This is a genomic window from Sphingomonas sp. AC435 (assembly GCF_979253005.1).
The window spans coordinates 270,237-286,306 of the sequence record NZ_CEEDCJ010000004.1 but is presented as its reverse complement, the minus strand read 5'-3'; the positions used below and the strand labels follow the sequence as shown (position 1 = coordinate 286,306).

Genomic DNA, 16,070 nt, shown 5'->3' with positions numbered 1-16,070 from the left:
GCATGGACCGCCCTAACTACATCACTCCCGCTGGATACGCCGCCCTGCGCGCGGAATATGAGCAGCTGTTCGCGACCGAACGGCCGGCGCTGGTCGAGACGATTAGCTGGGCCGCGGGTAACGGCGACCGGTCGGAGAATGGCGACTATATCTACGGGCGCAAACGCCTGCGCGAAATCGACCGGCGGCTCGGTTGGCTGGCGAAGCGGATGAAGGCGGCCAGGGTCGTCGACCCCGCCCGGCAGGAGGACCGCGGCCGCGCGTGGTTCGGCGCGACGATCACGATCGCCGACGAGGACGACCACGAGCGCGTGCTGACGCTTGTCGGCGACGACGAGACGGATGCGGGGGCCGGGCGGATCGGCTGGAACGCACCTCTGGCCCGCGCGCTGCGGGGGGCTGCGGTGGGCGATGTGCGCCGCGTCGAGTTGCCTGCAGGTGCGCGCGAGTATGAGGTGATCGCCCTCTCCTACCCGACCGAATGAGGAACGCGGCGGGAGAGATGGCCGTTAACTCACTCGAAGGAGACGAGAAATGGCCGAAAATCCCCGCACCACCACCGCGCGCGACACCGACGATCGCGAAATGATCGAGCAGGCCGTGGCCGACTCCGCGGACGGCGGTCAGCCGACCGGCAACACCGGCGGCAGTGGCGGCGGCGGCGCGCTGGCCCACGATGTCGGCAGCCGCGACGACCTGACCCGCGCCACCGCCGATCCACAGGGCCACACCCGCGCGACCAAGCAGGACGACATCGACACCGGGCAGGCGCGCCCCTCGACCCGCGGCCCGGACCGGCAATAGCCCGTCCGGTCTGCCGCCGTGCGCCCTCAGCGCGGCGGCAGGCGGTCCCGGACTTCGCCGATCCGATCGTGGATCTTGAACATCAGCACCCACAACTCGCAGGTGAAGCGCCACATCACCGCGCCGAATACCAGCAGGATCGCACCGCCAAGGATGCCGAGCAGACCCGCGACCGGAGAATAGACCATCGCGCCCAGTCCGCCGACGAGGATGACGACCGCATAGACCACGACCAGCACCAGTCCGGCGAAATAGATGAAGCGGATGAGCAATGGACCGATCATGTGATCGAAGTTCAACAGCGTGCCGACGGTGCCCTTGGCGTCCCTTGGATCGAAGTCGTCGGCCATCATGTTTTCCCCCAGTGCCGGAACGGCGATCGCATCATCACGGCTTTCGAAGCGAAATAGAGCCGGATCGTGCGGTCGCCTTGCGGGAGCGGGCCGGGTCGGCGACAAGGGCGGGATGGAAGACACCTCCACCCGCAACATCGCTCTGTTGATCGACGCCGACAACGCGTCCGCTGCGACCCTCGACCCCGTGCTGACAGTGCTGGCGGAGCTCGGCACCGTCAACGTCCGGCGCGTCTACGGCAACTGGACCAAATCCGGGCTGAAGCCGTGGCAGGACATGGCGATCCGCCACGGCATCGAACCGCAGCAGCAGTTCGACCTGACGAAGGGGAAGAACGCGACCGACATGAAGATGACGATCGACGCGATGGACCTGCTGTTCCGGGGTCGGGTCGAGGGGTTCGGAATCATGTCGTCGGACAGCGACTTCATGCCGCTGGCGATGCGGATCCGGCAGGACGGGCTGCCCGTCTACGGTTTCGGCGGGTCGAAGACGCCGGAGGGGTTCCGGCAGGCGTGTACGCGCTTCATCGATGTCGGTGCGCTGCTGACCGAGCGCCCTGCCCCGGCCGCCGCCACACCGCCGACATCGGAAGACGTGCCGATCGAGCAGTCGCTACCCCCCGCCATCGCCGGCCGTGCCGCGCCTAAGGCCAAGGCACCGGTGGGCGAGGACCTGCTGAAGCTGCTGATCGACGCCTATGACGCGACTAAGCGCGACGACAAGGGCTTCGTCAGCCTATCGGCGATGGGGCAGCTGGCCGCCAACCGGTCGAGCTTCGATGCGCGCAACTATGGCTATCGCAATCTGGCCGATCTCATCAGGGCGGTGCCCAACTTCCAGTCGGAATCGCGCGAAGGTGGGCGGTTATACGTGAAGCGGGTGCGCTAGGGTTCCACCCCGCCCCTGCGTTGCCAAAAACCCGCGCCGTCGCTATCTCGCGCGCAACACTTCCGCCACTTCTCGAATACGGAGCGCGTGCCAGCATGGCCGTCCAGTACACCTACGTCATGAAGGGTCTGACCAAGACCTTCCCGGGCGCGAACAAGCCCGTCCTGAACAACATCCACCTGCAGTTCATCCCGTCGGCGAAGATCGCGATCATCGGCCCGAACGGTTCGGGCAAGTCGACCCTGATGAAGATCATGGCCGGTATGGACCCCGATTTCGTCGGCGAGGCCTGGGCCGCCGAAGGCATCCGTGTCGGGTATCTGGCGCAGGAGCCGCAGCTCGATCCGACCAAGGACGTGATGGGCAACGTCAAGGACGGCGTTCGCCCGGTCGCGGATCTGGTCGATCGGTTCAACGCGATCTCGGCCGAGATGGGCGATCCGCAGGACGACACCGATTTCGACGCGCTGATGGAGGAAATGGGCGAGCTTCAGGCCAAGATCGACGCGGTCGACGGCTGGTCGCTCGACAGCCAGCTGGAGCAGGCGATGGAGGCGTTGCGCTGCCCGCCGGGCGACTCCGCCGTCACGAACCTGTCGGGCGGTGAGAAGCGACGCGTCGCGCTCTGCAAGCTGCTGCTGGAGAAGCCCGACATCCTGCTGCTCGACGAGCCGACCAACCATCTCGACGCCGAAAGCGTGTCGTGGCTGGAAAATTACCTGAAGGAATATACCGGCAACGTCATCCTCGTGACGCACGACCGCTACTTCCTCGATAACGTCGTCAACTGGGTGCTCGAACTGGATCGCGGCCGTTACTACACCTACGAGTCCAACTATTCCGGCTATCTGGAGAAGAAGGCCAAGCGGCTGGAGCAGGAAGAGCGCGAGGAAGCCGGCAAGCAGAAGGCGATCGCCGACGAACTGGCGTGGATGCGCCAGACGCCCAAGGCCCGCCAGACCAAGTCCAAGGCGCGCATCCGTGCGTTCGACGAGCTGATGGAAAAGCAGGAGAGCCGCGTCGCCGGCAAGGCCGCGATCCTGATCCAGCTTCCCTCACGCCTCGGCGGCAAGGTCATCGAGGCGAAGGGCCTGACCAAGGCCTATGGCGACAAGCTGCTGTTCGACGGGCTGGATTTCACCCTGCCCCCGGGCGGGATCGTCGGGGTGATCGGGCCGAACGGTGCGGGCAAGTCGACGCTGTTCAAGCTCATCACCGGTCAGGAAAAACCGGACGAGGGCACGATCGAAGTCGGATCGACGGTGAAGCTCGGCTATGTCGACCAGAGCCGCGACGACCTCGATCCGAACAAGAACGTCTGGCAGGAAATCTCCGACGAGCTGGAGATCTTCCGCTTCGGCAAGCAGGAGATGGGCACGCGCGCCTATGTCGGCGCGTTCAACTTCCGCGGAGCCGACCAGCAGAAGAAGGTCGGCCAATTGTCGGGCGGTGAGCGCAACCGCGTTCACATGGCCAAGATGCTGAAGGAGGGCGGCAACGTTCTGCTGCTCGACGAACCGACCAACGATCTCGACGTCGAGACGCTGCGCGCGCTGGAGGAGGCGCTCGAGACGTTCGCGGGCTGCGCCGTGGTTATCAGCCACGATCGCTTCTTCCTTGATCGCTTGTGCACGCACATCCTGGCGTTCGAGGGCGACAGCCATGTCGAGTGGTTCGAAGGCAATTACGAGAGCTACGAAGAGGACAAGCGCCGTCGGCTGGGCGACGCCGCCGATCGTCCGACGCGATTGGCGTACAAGAAGCTGACGCGCTGACGCGCTGCGGGTCCACGGCCCGCGTCGCAGGGCGGTAGCAAAAGGGCCGCGGCTTCATCGAAGCCGCGGCCCTTTTTGATCAGGCGAACGACACCGTCGTGCGCGGCCGCCGGCGCATCCGCCCGCCGATCGCACCGACGCCGACGATCATCAGCGCCCATGCCGCAGGCTCCGGGACCGCGCCGATACCGGGCTGATAGGTCACGCCGATCCTGACATCATCCCAGACGGCGGTAAGGCCACGCGTTTCGAACGAGTCCAGGAACTCCAGCTTGAACACGCCGTCTCCCATCAGGAAAAAATCCATTCCCGCCGCCGCAAGGTCCATGGTGCCCGTGAACGTATCGGTTCCGGGCTGTTGCAGATCATAGGCTGGCTTGAATTCGACATCGTAGGAGCTGCTGCCGCCGAACCGGATCACGTGGTCCCAACGCCAACTGGGCACGAGCGCGGTCAACGTCAGGGTATAGGCGATGTTCGTGACATGGGCATTGGCGCCCAGATTGTAGGTCAGCACGGTGTTGCCGGTCGTGCCCTGGGTGCCGTGAGCTTCGCCCCGCACAGGGCCGATATTCAGCGTAGCGGCCTGCGCCATAGGCGCCGATCCCAACAGTGCGACTGCGAAGGCCAGTTTCGTCATCATCGTCATTCTATGTCTTCCTGTCTTTCGGACCGACCGTTCTGGCGACCCGTGTTGCGGTTGAATCCGGCCCTTCATTCGCCGCGGTACTGGCGGCGCATAAAGGGCCGCGGCGTTCACGAGCAGGGTTTCGGCTCATCCGTGTTGCCGTTCAGGCGGTAGTTCATCGACCACGTACCCGGCTCCATCTCCGGATCGCATGCCTGGACGGGACCGGTCCGCGGGATCGCACCCTCTATCTTCACGCTATACGGAAACTGCGTTCCCTTCGGCGGGTCGTCGTTCTTCTGCCAGCCGAGCGACTCATAGCGATACGGCGTCGCGGTGACCGCGAGATACAGTTTGGTGCCCGACGGAACAGCCAGCGACGTACTGCCGCTTGCCGTCCCCGCGGCCTTGCCGAGCGCGGAATAGACCGGAACGTCGCCGTCCTTGACCGCGACGATACTGAACCGCCACGCCGCCGAAGTCGCTGTCGTCCTGCCGGTCAGCGTGACCTTGACCGTGGTGCCGCCCGCAGTCAGCGGGACGAGATGCGTACCCCATTGCAAAAGCGGGCGTTCGCGCGGAGAAGCATATACGGACGCCTGCCCGCCCCCCGCCAGCGGCGTGTAAAGATGCGCCAACGAGTTCGTGGTCGGTGTCGGGCGCAAACCATCACGCATGTTGCGCTGGTTGAAGAAGTCCATCGTCACCAGCCGGGCACCGTACCATCCCATATCGTCGGCGAACGAAACATATCCCTGCGGATAAGCCCCGGTCTTCTGCCCCAGCGGGACCAGGGTTTCGACGAAGTCCTTGGTCAGGTTGGACCAGGCACCTGCCTGAACCGATGTCCTCCACGCGTTCCACGTCAGCGCCCGCGTGCGGTCGTTCTCGTAAAGGTAGTTCATGAAGGGATACGCTTCATAGCGCGACATCGAGAACAGGGGCCCGTTCTCGAGATTGTCCATATAATAGCGGGACGTATTGAAATGCGGGCTGACCGCGAATGCCGTCCATTCGGCACCGGTTTCCCAGATCGGCCCGGCCTCCGCCCGGCCGCGGAAACCGCCTGTGAAAAACTCAATCATGTGGCCGAACTCGTGCGCAAGCACCATCGATCCCTTGCCGAGTCCCCAGCCCGAGATGCCCATCGACTCGCCGGCAGAGGCCCCACACTCGTTGAAATCGCCCCCCGCATTCGGACGACCCGTACCGCAGATGAAGATGTTCAGCTTCTGCTTGTCGGCGCTGTCGGCGAACGGCATGGGTGCGCCGATCACGTCGCGGTTGATGAGCCACTGCCGCTCGATCTGATCCGCGATGTCACGGAGCGCCTCGGCCTTGGTCCGCCCCTGCGCCGTAACGGTGCGATGGAAATCGTAGCGACTATCGTCGCCGTTGCCGTACCAGATGGCGAAATGCTGGGTCTCCAGCAGCCGCAACTCGCCGCTGCGGACCAGCTCCGGCGAGGTCAACGGACTGGAATACTGGATGCGATAGGTCGCCGGGTCTGGCGCATAGGGATGGCGCGCCATCTCGGAGGAGATTACCGCGTTGTCGGCATCCGACAGGGAATCGGCGCGGAACTGCCGGCGGCAGCCATCTTCCAGTTCGAGAATGACGGTGCGGCGCTCTTCGCCGAAATCGTCGGCATAGGCCTGGATCAGGCGAGCCGAGAATGGCGGTCCATAGGCCTGCGCCAAACTGCCTGCCGGGTTCGCCGGTTGGGAGGCCAGCCGCGGCGTCCAAGTCCGCGCCTCCAGCGTGCCCCAGGGCAAACGGGTCGATCGTGCCTGACAGCCGAACGCAGTCGTATCGGCAGCGGCACGCGTGAAGCTGGAAAGGCCGATCGCGGGCGCTGGCTGATCCGCATCGTCCTTACATCCGCTCACTACGGCAAGCATGGCCGTACCTGCGAGAATGGCTCTCCGCTTCATATTCGCTCCCCACCCCAACGTCTCGTATAACGTATACTTCATGTAAGATCGGCGGGAGTCCAGTGACAATCGCTATTACTGGTGAACTTTTCGGATCTTTCACTTCACCGGTGTCGAGCGGTGGCGTCCCGAGGCGGTGGTCGCTAGGTTACCGGCATATCCAGAGGAAAAGTTCGCATGATCCGTCGACGCCCTGCCCTATTGCTCGCGCTGTTCGGCACCGCCATGCCGCTACAGGCGCAGCGCAGCACGCCCGCACCGGTCGTCCTCGACGCAAAGATCGCCACGCTGCGGGACAAGGCGCTGGCGGACACTAGTGCCTATTCGATCGTCGAGGGACTGACGACGGAGATCGGCCCACGTCCGCCCGGCGGCTCTGCGGCGCAGGCGCGCGCGCGCGAATGGTCGGTGGCGCGACTGAAGGCGATGGGGTTCAGGAACGTCCGCATCGAACCGTACACGCTGCACAATGTGTGGGAGCGTGGGGCCGAAACCGGCGAGGTCGTTGCCCCCTATCCACAGCCGCTGCGCCTGACCGCGCTGGGGAATTCCGGTGCGACACCGGCGAACGGCCTGACCGCGCCTGTCGTGTACTTCGCGACGTTGAACGATCTGCTGCTCGCGCCGGAAGGCAGTCTGCGCGGCAAGATCGCGTTCGTCTCCAACGCGATGCAGCCGACGCAGGACGGCTCCAGCTATGGCAGCCAGGGTTCGGCGCGCTTCGTCGGCCCCAATGTCGCCGCCAGGAAGGGCGCGGCGGCGCTCGTCATCCGCTCCATCGGCACCGATCACGGCCGCGGGCCGCATGCTGGGACGACCAACTTCGAAGCCGGCGTCACTCCTATCCCCGCCGCCGCGCTGTCGGTGGCCGACGCCGAGAACCTCGAACGCATGGTGAAGCTGGGCAAGCCCGTGACGCTGCGCCTCGTGCTGACGCCGCGCTTCGTCGGCGATCGCCAGTCGGGCAACGTCGTCGCGGAGGTGCCGGGCACGGACCGCGATGCCGGCATCGTGCTGGTCGGCGGTCACCTCGACAGTTGGGAACTCGGCACCGGCGCGATCGACGACGCGTCGGGGATCGCCATCACCGCCGCGGCGGCCAAGCTGGTGATGGACGCCGGCCGGCCGCGGCGCACGATCCGCGTCGTGTGGTTCGGCGACGAGGAGACCGGCGGCTATGGCGGACAGGCCTATGCCGAGGCGCACAAGGGCGAGCGCCACGCCACCGCCAGCGAAAGCGATTTCGGTGCGGACCGCGTGTGGCGGGTGGAGACGAACTTCGCCGACGCCGCCAAGCCGGTCGGCGACCGGCTGGCGATGGCGCTCGCCCCGCTCGGCATCGTTCGCGGCACCGCGCTGGCGGGGGATGGCACCGATATCGGCCCGGTCATCCGCACCGGCGTCGCGGGCGTGGACCTCAACCAGTCGGGCCTGCGCTATTTCGACTGGCATCACACGCCGGAGGATACGCTGGACCGGATCGATCCGGCGCAGTTGCAGCAGAACGTCGCCGCATGGACCACGATGCTGTCGATCGTCGCCAACGCACCGGAAGAGATCGGGCCGGTAACCCCGCGCGGTTAAATGGAAATGCGGCGAAACGGTGTCGGCAAGGTTGCGCTGCGATGAATTGTGCATTGACCGGGGGGACCGGTCCGCTATGCACACCGGCTCGCGACGGCGATCGGGTCGGCCGCGAGGATTGCTATGCTTGGGAGCATTTGAATGAAGAAGATCGCTTTCGTTCTCGCTGCCGCCGGCCTGATGTCCGTGGCGGCTTGCTCGAAGTCGCCTGAGGCGGCTGCCGTCGAGAACAACGCCGACATGATGGCGGACAACATGGAAATGGCTGCCGACAACATGGACGCCATGGCCGACAACAGCTCCAACTCGATGGCTGCCGGTGCGCTTGAGAACGCCGCCGACAACATGAACTCGGCAGCGGACAACGTCCGTGACGCAGCCGACGAGAAGGCAGACAACATGCAGTAATGCCGCATCGGGTCCCCGGACCCGGTACGACTGCACGTCGAGGGGGCGCTTCCGTTGGGAGGCGCCCTTTTTCGTGCGTGTGCAGTGTGGGCACGGCGAGGGATGCCGGCCCCGTCGTGCGGCTCCAGTGCCTTTTTCACAGCGCGTCAGAAGGAAGTTGGTGGGCCCGGCAGGACTCGAACCCGCAACCTAGCCGTTATGAGCGGCCAGCTCTAACCATTGAGCTACAGGCCCCACCGCGGATGGCGGTAGCGCAGTCGCCCGCGCAAAAAAAGACCGCCGGCATCGCTGACGGCGGTTTCCCGAACGATCGCGCGATGGGCGCGTAAAAGCGCTACAGGCTCTCGCCAGCCTCGATCCGGCGCAGCTTCTCCGCGAAGCGCGCCTCCGACAGGCGGATACGGCGTCGCAGCACGCCCCCCAGCAGCCCCACGCCCAGGATCATCGTCGCCCAGCCCGCCGGCTCCGGCACCGCGGCGATCGTGCCGGATACGCTGGGCGCTGTCGCGACGGCGAAGTCGAACGTCTGGTTCGCGGCGTTCGTGATCGTGCCGGTGAACGATCCTGCCTTGGTGACGGAATCGGGGAACAGCGATCCGACCAGCTTGGCGTCACCGTCGTCGACGCGGTCCGCGCCTTTGCCGGAAAAGGCGACATCCACGCCGGGCGCATCGCTGGCACGCATGAAGGTCAACTGATCCGCCTCGCGACGCAGCCGGACACCCGACACATGCCGGTCCTCGATCGCACGGCAGGCCGCGGTATCAATGCCCCGCTCACACTGCACCGCCGCAGCCGGCTTCGGCCTGTCGACGGCGGCTGCGGCCACCGCGGGCACAGCCAGTGCGACCACGGCAAAGCCGGTCGTTGCCAAGACCATGGCTGCCGTGCGTGATCCGAAGCTTAACATCGCATGAAGGCATACCCCAAATCGCTCCACGCGTACAGATGCGCCGCGCCACCGATGTGGGACAGTCGGGAGGGCGGATGCCGGGGTCGGGATAAAGACGTGCCGCACGCGATCTCCGCGTGCCGGGATGCAGTCGAACGACGGGATCAGTCCCGGGCTGTAATGGGAACCGATGAACGCCCGGACCGCCGCCCCTCCTCCCTGGCTGAAGTGTCGGTCGAGCCCTCAAGCCGCGTGCGATGCAGGTGCCGAAGGATGAGCGCCAGATCGCGTTCGTTGAGACCAGACCCCGCATCGATGAGAGCGCCAGCCGGCAGCGCCTCGACCCACGCTGCCAGCCGGTTGCACGCCGCACCAAGTTCCGGATCAGCGGAGTCGTCAAAGGGAGCCATCGGCAGAGCTTAATTCGCCGATAAGTGGGCGTCTACGATCTGCGAAGGGTCGGTGGGCGCGAGACACATCTCCCGTCGCACATCCTCTTGAGGCGCATCCATCCAACCGAACGCGCCACACAACGAAGAAGGGCGATTTCCCCAAAGGCTCCTATTGCACGGCAGACGTGTAAGATCGTCGCCTTCCCTCTCCGTGAAGAGCATCATAACGTGCTCCGATGCCCCTTGATCTCGCACAGCGCCCAAAGCCGTTTGAAAACGAACTCGAATTCCTGCTGCATTTTCAGAACGTGCTCCTACGGGCAGTTGAGGGTACGCGCGACGCCGAGATCGACGCGGAGTATAAAGAACTCCGAACCGCGCTGATGAACGAGCCGAAATACGAAGATGTTGTTCCAGAATTTGTACGACGGCATCGAGATCTTGGAAGCCTCTGGCCCACGCTCAAGACCTTCGACTCTTCATGGGAGCCACGACGTGCCGAGGTACGTCGTCAGTTTCAGCCGGCCTTAGATGAAGCGGAGCGACCGGATCGCTACGTAATGCCGCCCACCGGCACGGCTTTCGACTCCTCGGCGTGGACGGGTGCATCCAGCGCTGTTTCTCGAACCGCAGCGGTGCGGACGCTCCTGCCAGTTGCTCGGGCTGCAATCGACCGACTAATCGAGGATCTGGATACCCCTGGACACAACGGCGGACCGCAGATCGACACTACCGTCGAAGCCATTCGAGCGCTGCGGTCGCTGAACGACCTCCTCGGCCAGATCATTCGGGCTGCCGACGACGGGATTCTAGATCAAGTCTTTCGAAGTGGCTTACCCGTCGAAGCATCCATGTTCGCCAAGCGAGCCGCCAAAAAGCTTCGCGATGACCCGATGCCGTATGCCTGCTCGGCCCTGCTACTCGGCATTCTGACGGCCTGCGGTTTCCCCGGCGTCGGCGGGTTCCTGAGCGGCGTTGCACTCAACATCCAGCGTAAATGAACCTGAGTCTGTAGACCGCCACAGCAGCGCTATCCCAGAACTGGCCAAAAGTGGTCGGGGAGACAGGATTCGAACCTGCGACATCCTGCTCCCAAAGCAGGCGCGCTACCGGACTGCGCCACTCCCCGACGCTGAGTGGCCCTAGCCACCAAGGGGCGGGTAAGGCAAGCCGCATCGTCGTTTGACAGCGTCGATGCGCGTCGCCACCCCTCCCCTATGAGCGACGAGAGGGTATTCGCGACGCCCGCAAGCGTGGGGTTGGGGTCGCTGGCGACGATCGCGGACGGCGCGGCGCGCAATTTCGTGCTGCAACTTCGTGCCGGGCGCTTCCACGGTTTCGTCGTGCGGCGGGGCGAGGCCGTGTTCGGCTATGTCGACCGGTGCCCGCATATGGGCGTGCCGATGGCGCAGCAGCTTGACCAGTATCTGACGCCCGATGGCTCGCTGATCGCGTGCAGCTGGCATTCGGCGTTGTTCAGGATCGACACGGGCGAATGCGTCGGCGGGCCGTGCACGGGGCAGCGGCTGACGCCGTGGCCGGTCGCGGTTGCGGAGGGACAGATCGTGACCGCTTAATCGGCGGCGGCGATTATCTCCACCAAGGTCGTTGGCGCGACGCCTCGGTGGTCGAGGTGTGCGAACACCCGATCCCACCAATCATGGAACGCAGCCAGATCGGCACTGTCGCGAACGTAGGGCGTGTGCCCCGGCACCAGCGACGGCGAGTGGAAGGACAGCGTCAATAGCCGCACGCCATCGGCCGTCGCCCGGTCGATCGCCGCGATCGCCGCCGCCACCGGCATGTCTTCGGGCGTCAACGCCACGCGCTGGAGCAAACCCGCGCGGGCGAACGCGCCGCGCCCATAGCGGCCGAGCCCGCGGTGCAGGCGCGCGCCCCCTGCCCGCGCCGCGCCCGTGAAGACGGTCGTCAGCGGCAGTTCGAGCATGTCCCCGCGTCGGAACGCATGCGGGCCGACCGCGGTGAAATCGGGGCCACCCTGCCCAGCGTAATCATAGCCGCTGCGCATCGAGCTATCGACGCGGTAGCCGCGCGTCGCGAGCAGCCGCAACGTGCGGGGTCCGATGCCGTAGCGTCCCGCGCGATAGGCCAGCGGCCGCGCACCCGTCGCGGCGACGATTGCGGCGGTCAGCACGTCGAGCTTCGCCGCCTCCTGCCCCTCCGGCAGCATCCCCGGATAGCTGGCGGCGGCGGCATCGGGTTCGTCGAAGGGGGGATTGACCCAGCCGTGCAGTTGCGCGCCGATCGCAGAGCGTCCATCCGCCAGCATCTCGCGCAGCATCGGTGCGGCTGCGGGATCGGTCGCGACGGGGTGGTCGATCAAGTACACCGCCGCGACGCCGTGGCCGGCAAAGCGGCGGTGCGCGTCGGGGAGCGCCGACAGCGCGGTCGTCGCGCGCTGCATACGGTCGAGCGGGGCGGACCAGTCGAACTCCTCCTCGACATCCACGGTCACCAAAAACCGCGTGCCGAACGACTCCGGCCACGCGATCCGCTCCTCCGGACGAGCTGCGGCCACCCGGAACGGCGCGTCGCTCACCGTAGTTCGGATGACGCCTGTCCCGAAGGGGCGTGTCCCACGACCTCGTCGCGAACCGCCGGATCCCCAAGGGCCGCGTCCCGCACCGCCGGCAGCGACAGCGTCAGGCGGTCGGCGCCGATCGTGAGCGAACCGCCCAGTTCCGCAGCGAGATTGCGGACCAGCCGCAGCGTGAAGCCGGCGCCCAGCAACGGTGCGCCCATGTCATCCGCGTCGCCGCCATCGTCCAGGCTGAACAGCGCCTCTCCCACCAGATCGCGGAGCGCCCGGGGGCGGTCGATCAGGATCAACGCCGTCGCGCCCGCCGCGATCGCGCTGACGCCGATCCGCTCCCCCGCGCCTGTCGCCGCCACCAGCGTGGCGATCAGCCGGGCCAAAATGCGCTCGACGGCGGGTTCGTCAGCGTCCAGCGTCAGGTCGGCCAGATCGAACGCCAGCACCGCACCCCGCGTCGAGATCAGCGCGTCGAGATCGTCGGCGATCCGCTTCACGAGTGGACGCAGCGCGACAGCGGCGGGCCGCAGGTCGAGCGCCGCGCCATCCAAGCGGGCGGCGGTATCGAGATCGTCGATCGCCGCGATCAGGTCCGATGCCTGCTGCCCAATCCGTTCCGCCCGCTGGCGATAGGTTTCCGGCACCGGCCCCATCAGTTGCGCGGAAATGAGTTCCGAAAAGCCGGCGACGGCGTTGGCTGGCGTCCGCAGTTCATGCACCAACTGACGCAGCGAGTCCGAGGCCGGCGAGCGACGGGGCTCGACCGGAGCGGCGCTTTCGTGGCGGAACGGGCGGCGGGCAGTGCCCGCGAAACCGGTAAACCGGCCGGTGGCGCGGTCGAAATCGGGCATGCCCGCGACGCGCCAGGACCCGGCCGCGTCGCTTGCGCCGTCGATCTCCAATCGCAAATCGGCGAAGCGTGCACGGCGGCGCAGTGCGGCGGCGATGCCGGCATCGACCTTGACCATCCCCTGCCGGCCCGATCGGGCCAGCCCGACCCCGACCAGTCCCGCGCGGCCGACACCGTCGACCCAGCGGATCACGCCGGTAGCGTCGGTGAGGAAACGGAAGCTGGTCCGGGTTTCCAGGGTATTGACCGGATCTGGCGTAGGATGCTCGCGGCGAAAGGCGTCAATCCGCGCGACGATGTCGCTGATCGCGAAGCTGGGTTCCGGATCCGCAACCGGAGGCTCCTCCGCGCGGCGGAGCGCCTCGGCGACCACCGGTAAGCCACGCGCGACATCACCCAGCATCACGAACGGCGTGTGCGACAGCGGAGCGGCGGGTACGATCGTCGGCGAAGCCGAAGCGACGGGTCGCTGATCGGCGAGCGTGAAGTCGACGCTGCCGAAGCTCTCCAGCCCGCGCACGACCTCGGTGGGCAGATCGCGTCGGCCGCGCAGCACCGCGCGGCCCGGCGGCGTCAGGCGCGGAAGCAGTGCGAGCCACGCCGCGGCATCCAACTCCGCCATCCGCAGTACCGGCGCGGCGACCATCAGCTCGTCCTCCGCGAACAGCGCGACGAGCTCGGCGGGAGGACGGGTGAACGCCAGTGCCCGCCCGCTCGCGGCACGCACGCTCATCGGCACATCGGGCCGGAGCATTCGCAAGCGCGCCAATCCGGCATCGTCCGCCGCGATCCGGCCGCGCCCCATCAAATCGACCAGTTGCCGCCACGCCGCGGACGCACCGAAACCGGTCGCCATGTCGGCGGATAGGACGGTGCGGAGGCTGTCGTCGAAGCGCAAATGGAGGTCCAGACGGCGGGAGGCTTGTTCGTAACGTTTCCTTAACGATGATCCTGACGTTACGGAACGATCCATTTCGGCACGTCACATAGTGGGACAATTGCGGTTGTTGGCAACAATATTATCGCTAAAGGGGGCTTTATAACCCGAATCGAACGATTGACGGAGTGTATCAGTATGTCTCTCGACCGCATCGACCGCCAGATCCTGTCGTTTCTGCAGGCGGACGGCCGCATGACCAATGTCGAGCTGGCGGACCGCGTCGGGCTGACGGCCCCGCCCTGCCTGCGTCGCGTCCGCGCGCTGGAGGAAGCCGGCGCCATCCGCGGCTATCATGCCGATCTCGATGCGACCCGGCTCGGTTTCCCGATCACCGTCTTCGCGATGGTGTCGCTGCGCAGCCAAGCGGAGGCGGACCTGACCGCGTTCGAGAACCACGTCGCCGCGATCCCCGAGGTTCGCGAATGTCACATGCTGAACGGAGAGATCGACTTCATCCTGAAGATCGTCGCTGCCGACCTCAAGAGTTTCCAGGAACTCTTGACGACGCAGCTCACGCCCGCCCCGAACGTCGCCAGCGTCAAGACCTCGCTGACGATCCGCACCGCCAAGTCGGTTTCCGGCGTGCCGGTGCCGCAGGAATAGGACGCCCCTAACGGGCAGCAAAAAGGGGACGGCATCGCTGCCGTCCCCTTTGAAATGTCCAGTCGGACAGCTCAGGCGGTGGGCGCCGGAGCCTCCAGATATGCAGTCCAGAGTTGCGCGATGCCGGTGCGCGGGGCGCCCTTTACGGCCGCGAACGCCGTCTTCGCGCCCTCGCGGTCACCACCGCGGACCAGCGCGATACCGAGACGCGTATTGACCTCGTCGGCATCGACGCCGCCCTTGGTCAGCGCCAGACGGTACAGCTCCGCCGCCTTGGTGTAGTTTTCCAGACCCAGATAGCCGTCCGCCGTCGCAACGGCGATCTTGCCGTCCGCCGCCGAGGTCGCACGCTTCTCCTGCGGCGCGATCGGGCCGTCCGCCTTGATCGAGGTCGTCGCCGCCGCCAGCAGGTCCTTCGCCTGCGTATTGCCGGCCGGGATCTTGCCGTTCGCCATGCCTTCCTTCAGCACGGTCTGCGCCTCGTTCGGCAGGCCGCGGCGCTGCACGTCGTCGGCATATTCCAGATAGTCGTTCTGGTCGGCCAGCGATTTGGTCTGGCGCATCAGGCGGAACAGGTCGATCTTCTGAGGGTCGGTCAGCTTGGCGATCGAATTACCCGACAGACCATAGGTGACGATCACGTCGCGCCAATTCTTCGCCGTCGGATAGGCGGTGACGTAGCTGCGCAGCCAGTCGCTGGTCGTCGGCAGCTTCGCCTGGTTCGCGCGTGCGATGCCGTAACGGAAATAATCCTCCGGCGGCTTCTGACCGGCGGCGACCTGCGCCTTGATCGATTCCTGAAGGTCGGCGAGGCCACCGGCCACGTCACCGCTGCTGACCTTCGCCTGCGTGATCTGAAGATTCAGGTTCGGATCGGTGTAGCCGAGCTGCTTCGCCTGGGCGAAATACTGGAGCGCGACGGGGTACTGCTTGCCGTTATAAGCCAGCGCGCCGCGGCGATACGCGTACTTCGCCTTGTCGGCGGCGGGCGTCTGCGGATTGGCGATCAGCGCGTCGAGCGGTCCAGCCAGCGCGGTCTCGTTCAGCGGCGCATTCGGGTTCGCGGTCTGCTGCTGAACCAGCTTCTGGTTCTCCATGTCGTAGCGCAGAGCGGCGGCGAGATACTTGTCGTCGTCGGTCTTCACTGCGGCGTCGACCTGACCCAGCGCGGTTTCGGCGGTGGCGAAATCCTTCGCGGCGATCGCCGGCTGCGCGACCTGCGCGGCCTTCATGACCTCCGGGCTGTACTTGGGGCCGGCCTTCTCTTCCTTCTTGGCCGCTGATGCGGGCACCGTCAGGGCAAGGCCGCTGACACCGGTCAGCGCCAGCACCAGCGCGAGCTTCGAGATCGTCTTCATCGGGAAAGTCTCTCCAATCGGGCATTTAAGCCCCGTTTGACCGTATCTGCCGACCGGAAGGGTCGCGTAGCAAGCGTCATTAACGATGCCGCCTCACCCCTTC

Annotated in this window: 16 protein-coding genes and 2 tRNA genes; 9 read left to right on the top strand and 9 right to left on the bottom strand. The window is 66.0% G+C overall.

What is annotated here, in order from left to right; translation table 11 throughout:
• Positions 1-2 precede the first annotated feature (2 nt).
• A complete protein-coding gene (gene greB / locus AC0CH8_RS10400) occupies positions 3-485 on the top strand; it encodes a transcription elongation factor GreB (protein WP_465239819.1) in 483 nt (160 codons plus the stop codon).
• A 49-nt stretch (positions 486-534) separates the two neighbouring features.
• Positions 535-804 carry a hypothetical protein gene (locus tag AC0CH8_RS10395; protein WP_465239818.1) on the top strand — a complete coding sequence of 90 codons (270 nt, stop codon included), beginning with the start codon at positions 535-537 and terminating at the stop codon, positions 802-804.
• Between the two features lie 26 nt (positions 805-830).
• Here AC0CH8_RS10395 and AC0CH8_RS10390 read toward each other — a convergent pair whose 3' ends face one another.
• Positions 831-1,157: a DUF4282 domain-containing protein gene (locus tag AC0CH8_RS10390; RefSeq protein ID WP_465239817.1), complete on the bottom strand. Its 327-nt coding sequence runs from the start codon at positions 1,155-1,157 to the stop codon at positions 831-833.
• A 112-nt stretch (positions 1,158-1,269) separates the two neighbouring features.
• On the opposite strand from AC0CH8_RS10390, the gene AC0CH8_RS10385 reads away from it, so the two are divergent.
• On the top strand, positions 1,270-2,049 hold the full coding sequence (locus AC0CH8_RS10385) for an NYN domain-containing protein (protein ID WP_465239816.1): 780 nt from the start codon (positions 1,270-1,272) through the stop codon (positions 2,047-2,049).
• 95 nt (positions 2,050-2,144) lie between these two features.
• Positions 2,145-3,824, top strand: coding sequence for an energy-dependent translational throttle protein EttA (ettA, locus tag AC0CH8_RS10380; RefSeq protein WP_465239815.1), 1,680 nt, complete (start codon positions 2,145-2,147; stop codon positions 3,822-3,824).
• Positions 3,825-3,903: 79 nt separating this feature from the next.
• Here the strand turns inward: ettA and AC0CH8_RS10375 are convergent, their stop codons facing one another.
• Entirely contained in the window at positions 3,904-4,473 is a 570-nt protein-coding gene (locus tag AC0CH8_RS10375) for a PEPxxWA-CTERM sorting domain-containing protein (protein ID WP_465239814.1), read from the bottom strand.
• A 107-nt stretch (positions 4,474-4,580) separates the two neighbouring features.
• Positions 4,581-6,341, bottom strand: coding sequence for a DUF6055 domain-containing protein (locus AC0CH8_RS10370; RefSeq protein ID WP_465239813.1), 1,761 nt, complete (start codon positions 6,339-6,341; stop codon positions 4,581-4,583).
• 222 nt (positions 6,342-6,563) lie between these two features.
• Between AC0CH8_RS10370 and AC0CH8_RS10365 the strand changes: the two genes are divergently transcribed.
• Together AC0CH8_RS10365 and AC0CH8_RS10360 are read left to right on the top strand one after the other, a co-directional pair.
• Positions 6,564-7,970: a M20/M25/M40 family metallo-hydrolase gene (locus AC0CH8_RS10365; RefSeq protein ID WP_465239812.1), complete on the top strand. Its 1,407-nt coding sequence runs from the start codon at positions 6,564-6,566 to the stop codon at positions 7,968-7,970.
• Positions 7,971-8,111: 141 nt separating this feature from the next.
• A complete protein-coding gene (locus tag AC0CH8_RS10360; RefSeq protein WP_204193187.1) occupies positions 8,112-8,378 on the top strand; it encodes a hypothetical protein in 267 nt (88 codons plus the stop codon).
• Between the two features lie 158 nt (positions 8,379-8,536).
• On the opposite strand, the gene AC0CH8_RS10355 is transcribed toward AC0CH8_RS10360, so the two are convergent.
• Both AC0CH8_RS10355 and AC0CH8_RS10350 read right to left on the bottom strand, forming a co-directional pair.
• Positions 8,537-8,612 (bottom strand) — tRNA-Ile (locus AC0CH8_RS10355).
• Positions 8,613-8,712: 100 nt separating this feature from the next.
• Positions 8,713-9,231: a PEPxxWA-CTERM sorting domain-containing protein gene (locus AC0CH8_RS10350; protein WP_465239811.1), complete on the bottom strand. Its 519-nt coding sequence runs from the start codon at positions 9,229-9,231 to the stop codon at positions 8,713-8,715.
• 667 nt (positions 9,232-9,898) lie between these two features.
• Here AC0CH8_RS10350 and AC0CH8_RS10345 point away from each other — a divergent pair.
• Positions 9,899-10,663, top strand: a complete 765-nt coding sequence (locus AC0CH8_RS10345; protein WP_465239810.1) for a hypothetical protein — start codon at positions 9,899-9,901, stop codon at positions 10,661-10,663.
• Between the two features lie 51 nt (positions 10,664-10,714).
• On the opposite strand, the gene AC0CH8_RS10340 is transcribed toward AC0CH8_RS10345, so the two are convergent.
• Positions 10,715-10,791, bottom strand: a tRNA-Pro gene (locus tag AC0CH8_RS10340).
• An 88-nt stretch (positions 10,792-10,879) separates the two neighbouring features.
• On the opposite strand from AC0CH8_RS10340, the gene AC0CH8_RS10335 reads away from it, so the two are divergent.
• The gene (locus tag AC0CH8_RS10335; RefSeq protein WP_465239809.1) at positions 10,880-11,239 is read left to right on the top strand and encodes a Rieske (2Fe-2S) protein; all 360 of its coding nucleotides are present in this window, start codon (positions 10,880-10,882) and stop codon (positions 11,237-11,239) included.
• Here AC0CH8_RS10335 and AC0CH8_RS10330 read toward each other — a convergent pair.
• Positions 11,236-12,222, bottom strand: coding sequence for a polysaccharide deacetylase family protein (locus AC0CH8_RS10330; RefSeq protein ID WP_465239808.1), 987 nt, complete (start codon positions 12,220-12,222; stop codon positions 11,236-11,238). The two genes, AC0CH8_RS10335 and AC0CH8_RS10330, sit on opposite strands and share 4 nt — an antisense overlap.
• Entirely contained in the window at positions 12,219-13,922 is a 1,704-nt protein-coding gene (locus AC0CH8_RS10325; RefSeq protein WP_465239807.1) for a sensor histidine kinase, read from the bottom strand. Before AC0CH8_RS10325 ends, AC0CH8_RS10330 begins: the two co-directional genes overlap by 4 nt.
• 219 nt (positions 13,923-14,141) lie before the next feature.
• Between AC0CH8_RS10325 and AC0CH8_RS10320 the strand changes: the two genes are divergently transcribed.
• Positions 14,142-14,609, top strand: a complete 468-nt coding sequence (locus tag AC0CH8_RS10320; RefSeq protein ID WP_204193179.1) for an Lrp/AsnC family transcriptional regulator — start codon at positions 14,142-14,144, stop codon at positions 14,607-14,609.
• 71 nt (positions 14,610-14,680) lie between these two features.
• Here AC0CH8_RS10320 and AC0CH8_RS10315 read toward each other — a convergent pair whose 3' ends face one another.
• A complete protein-coding gene (locus AC0CH8_RS10315; protein WP_465239806.1) occupies positions 14,681-15,967 on the bottom strand; it encodes a hypothetical protein in 1,287 nt (428 codons plus the stop codon).
• Between the last annotated feature and the right edge of the window lie 103 nt (positions 15,968-16,070).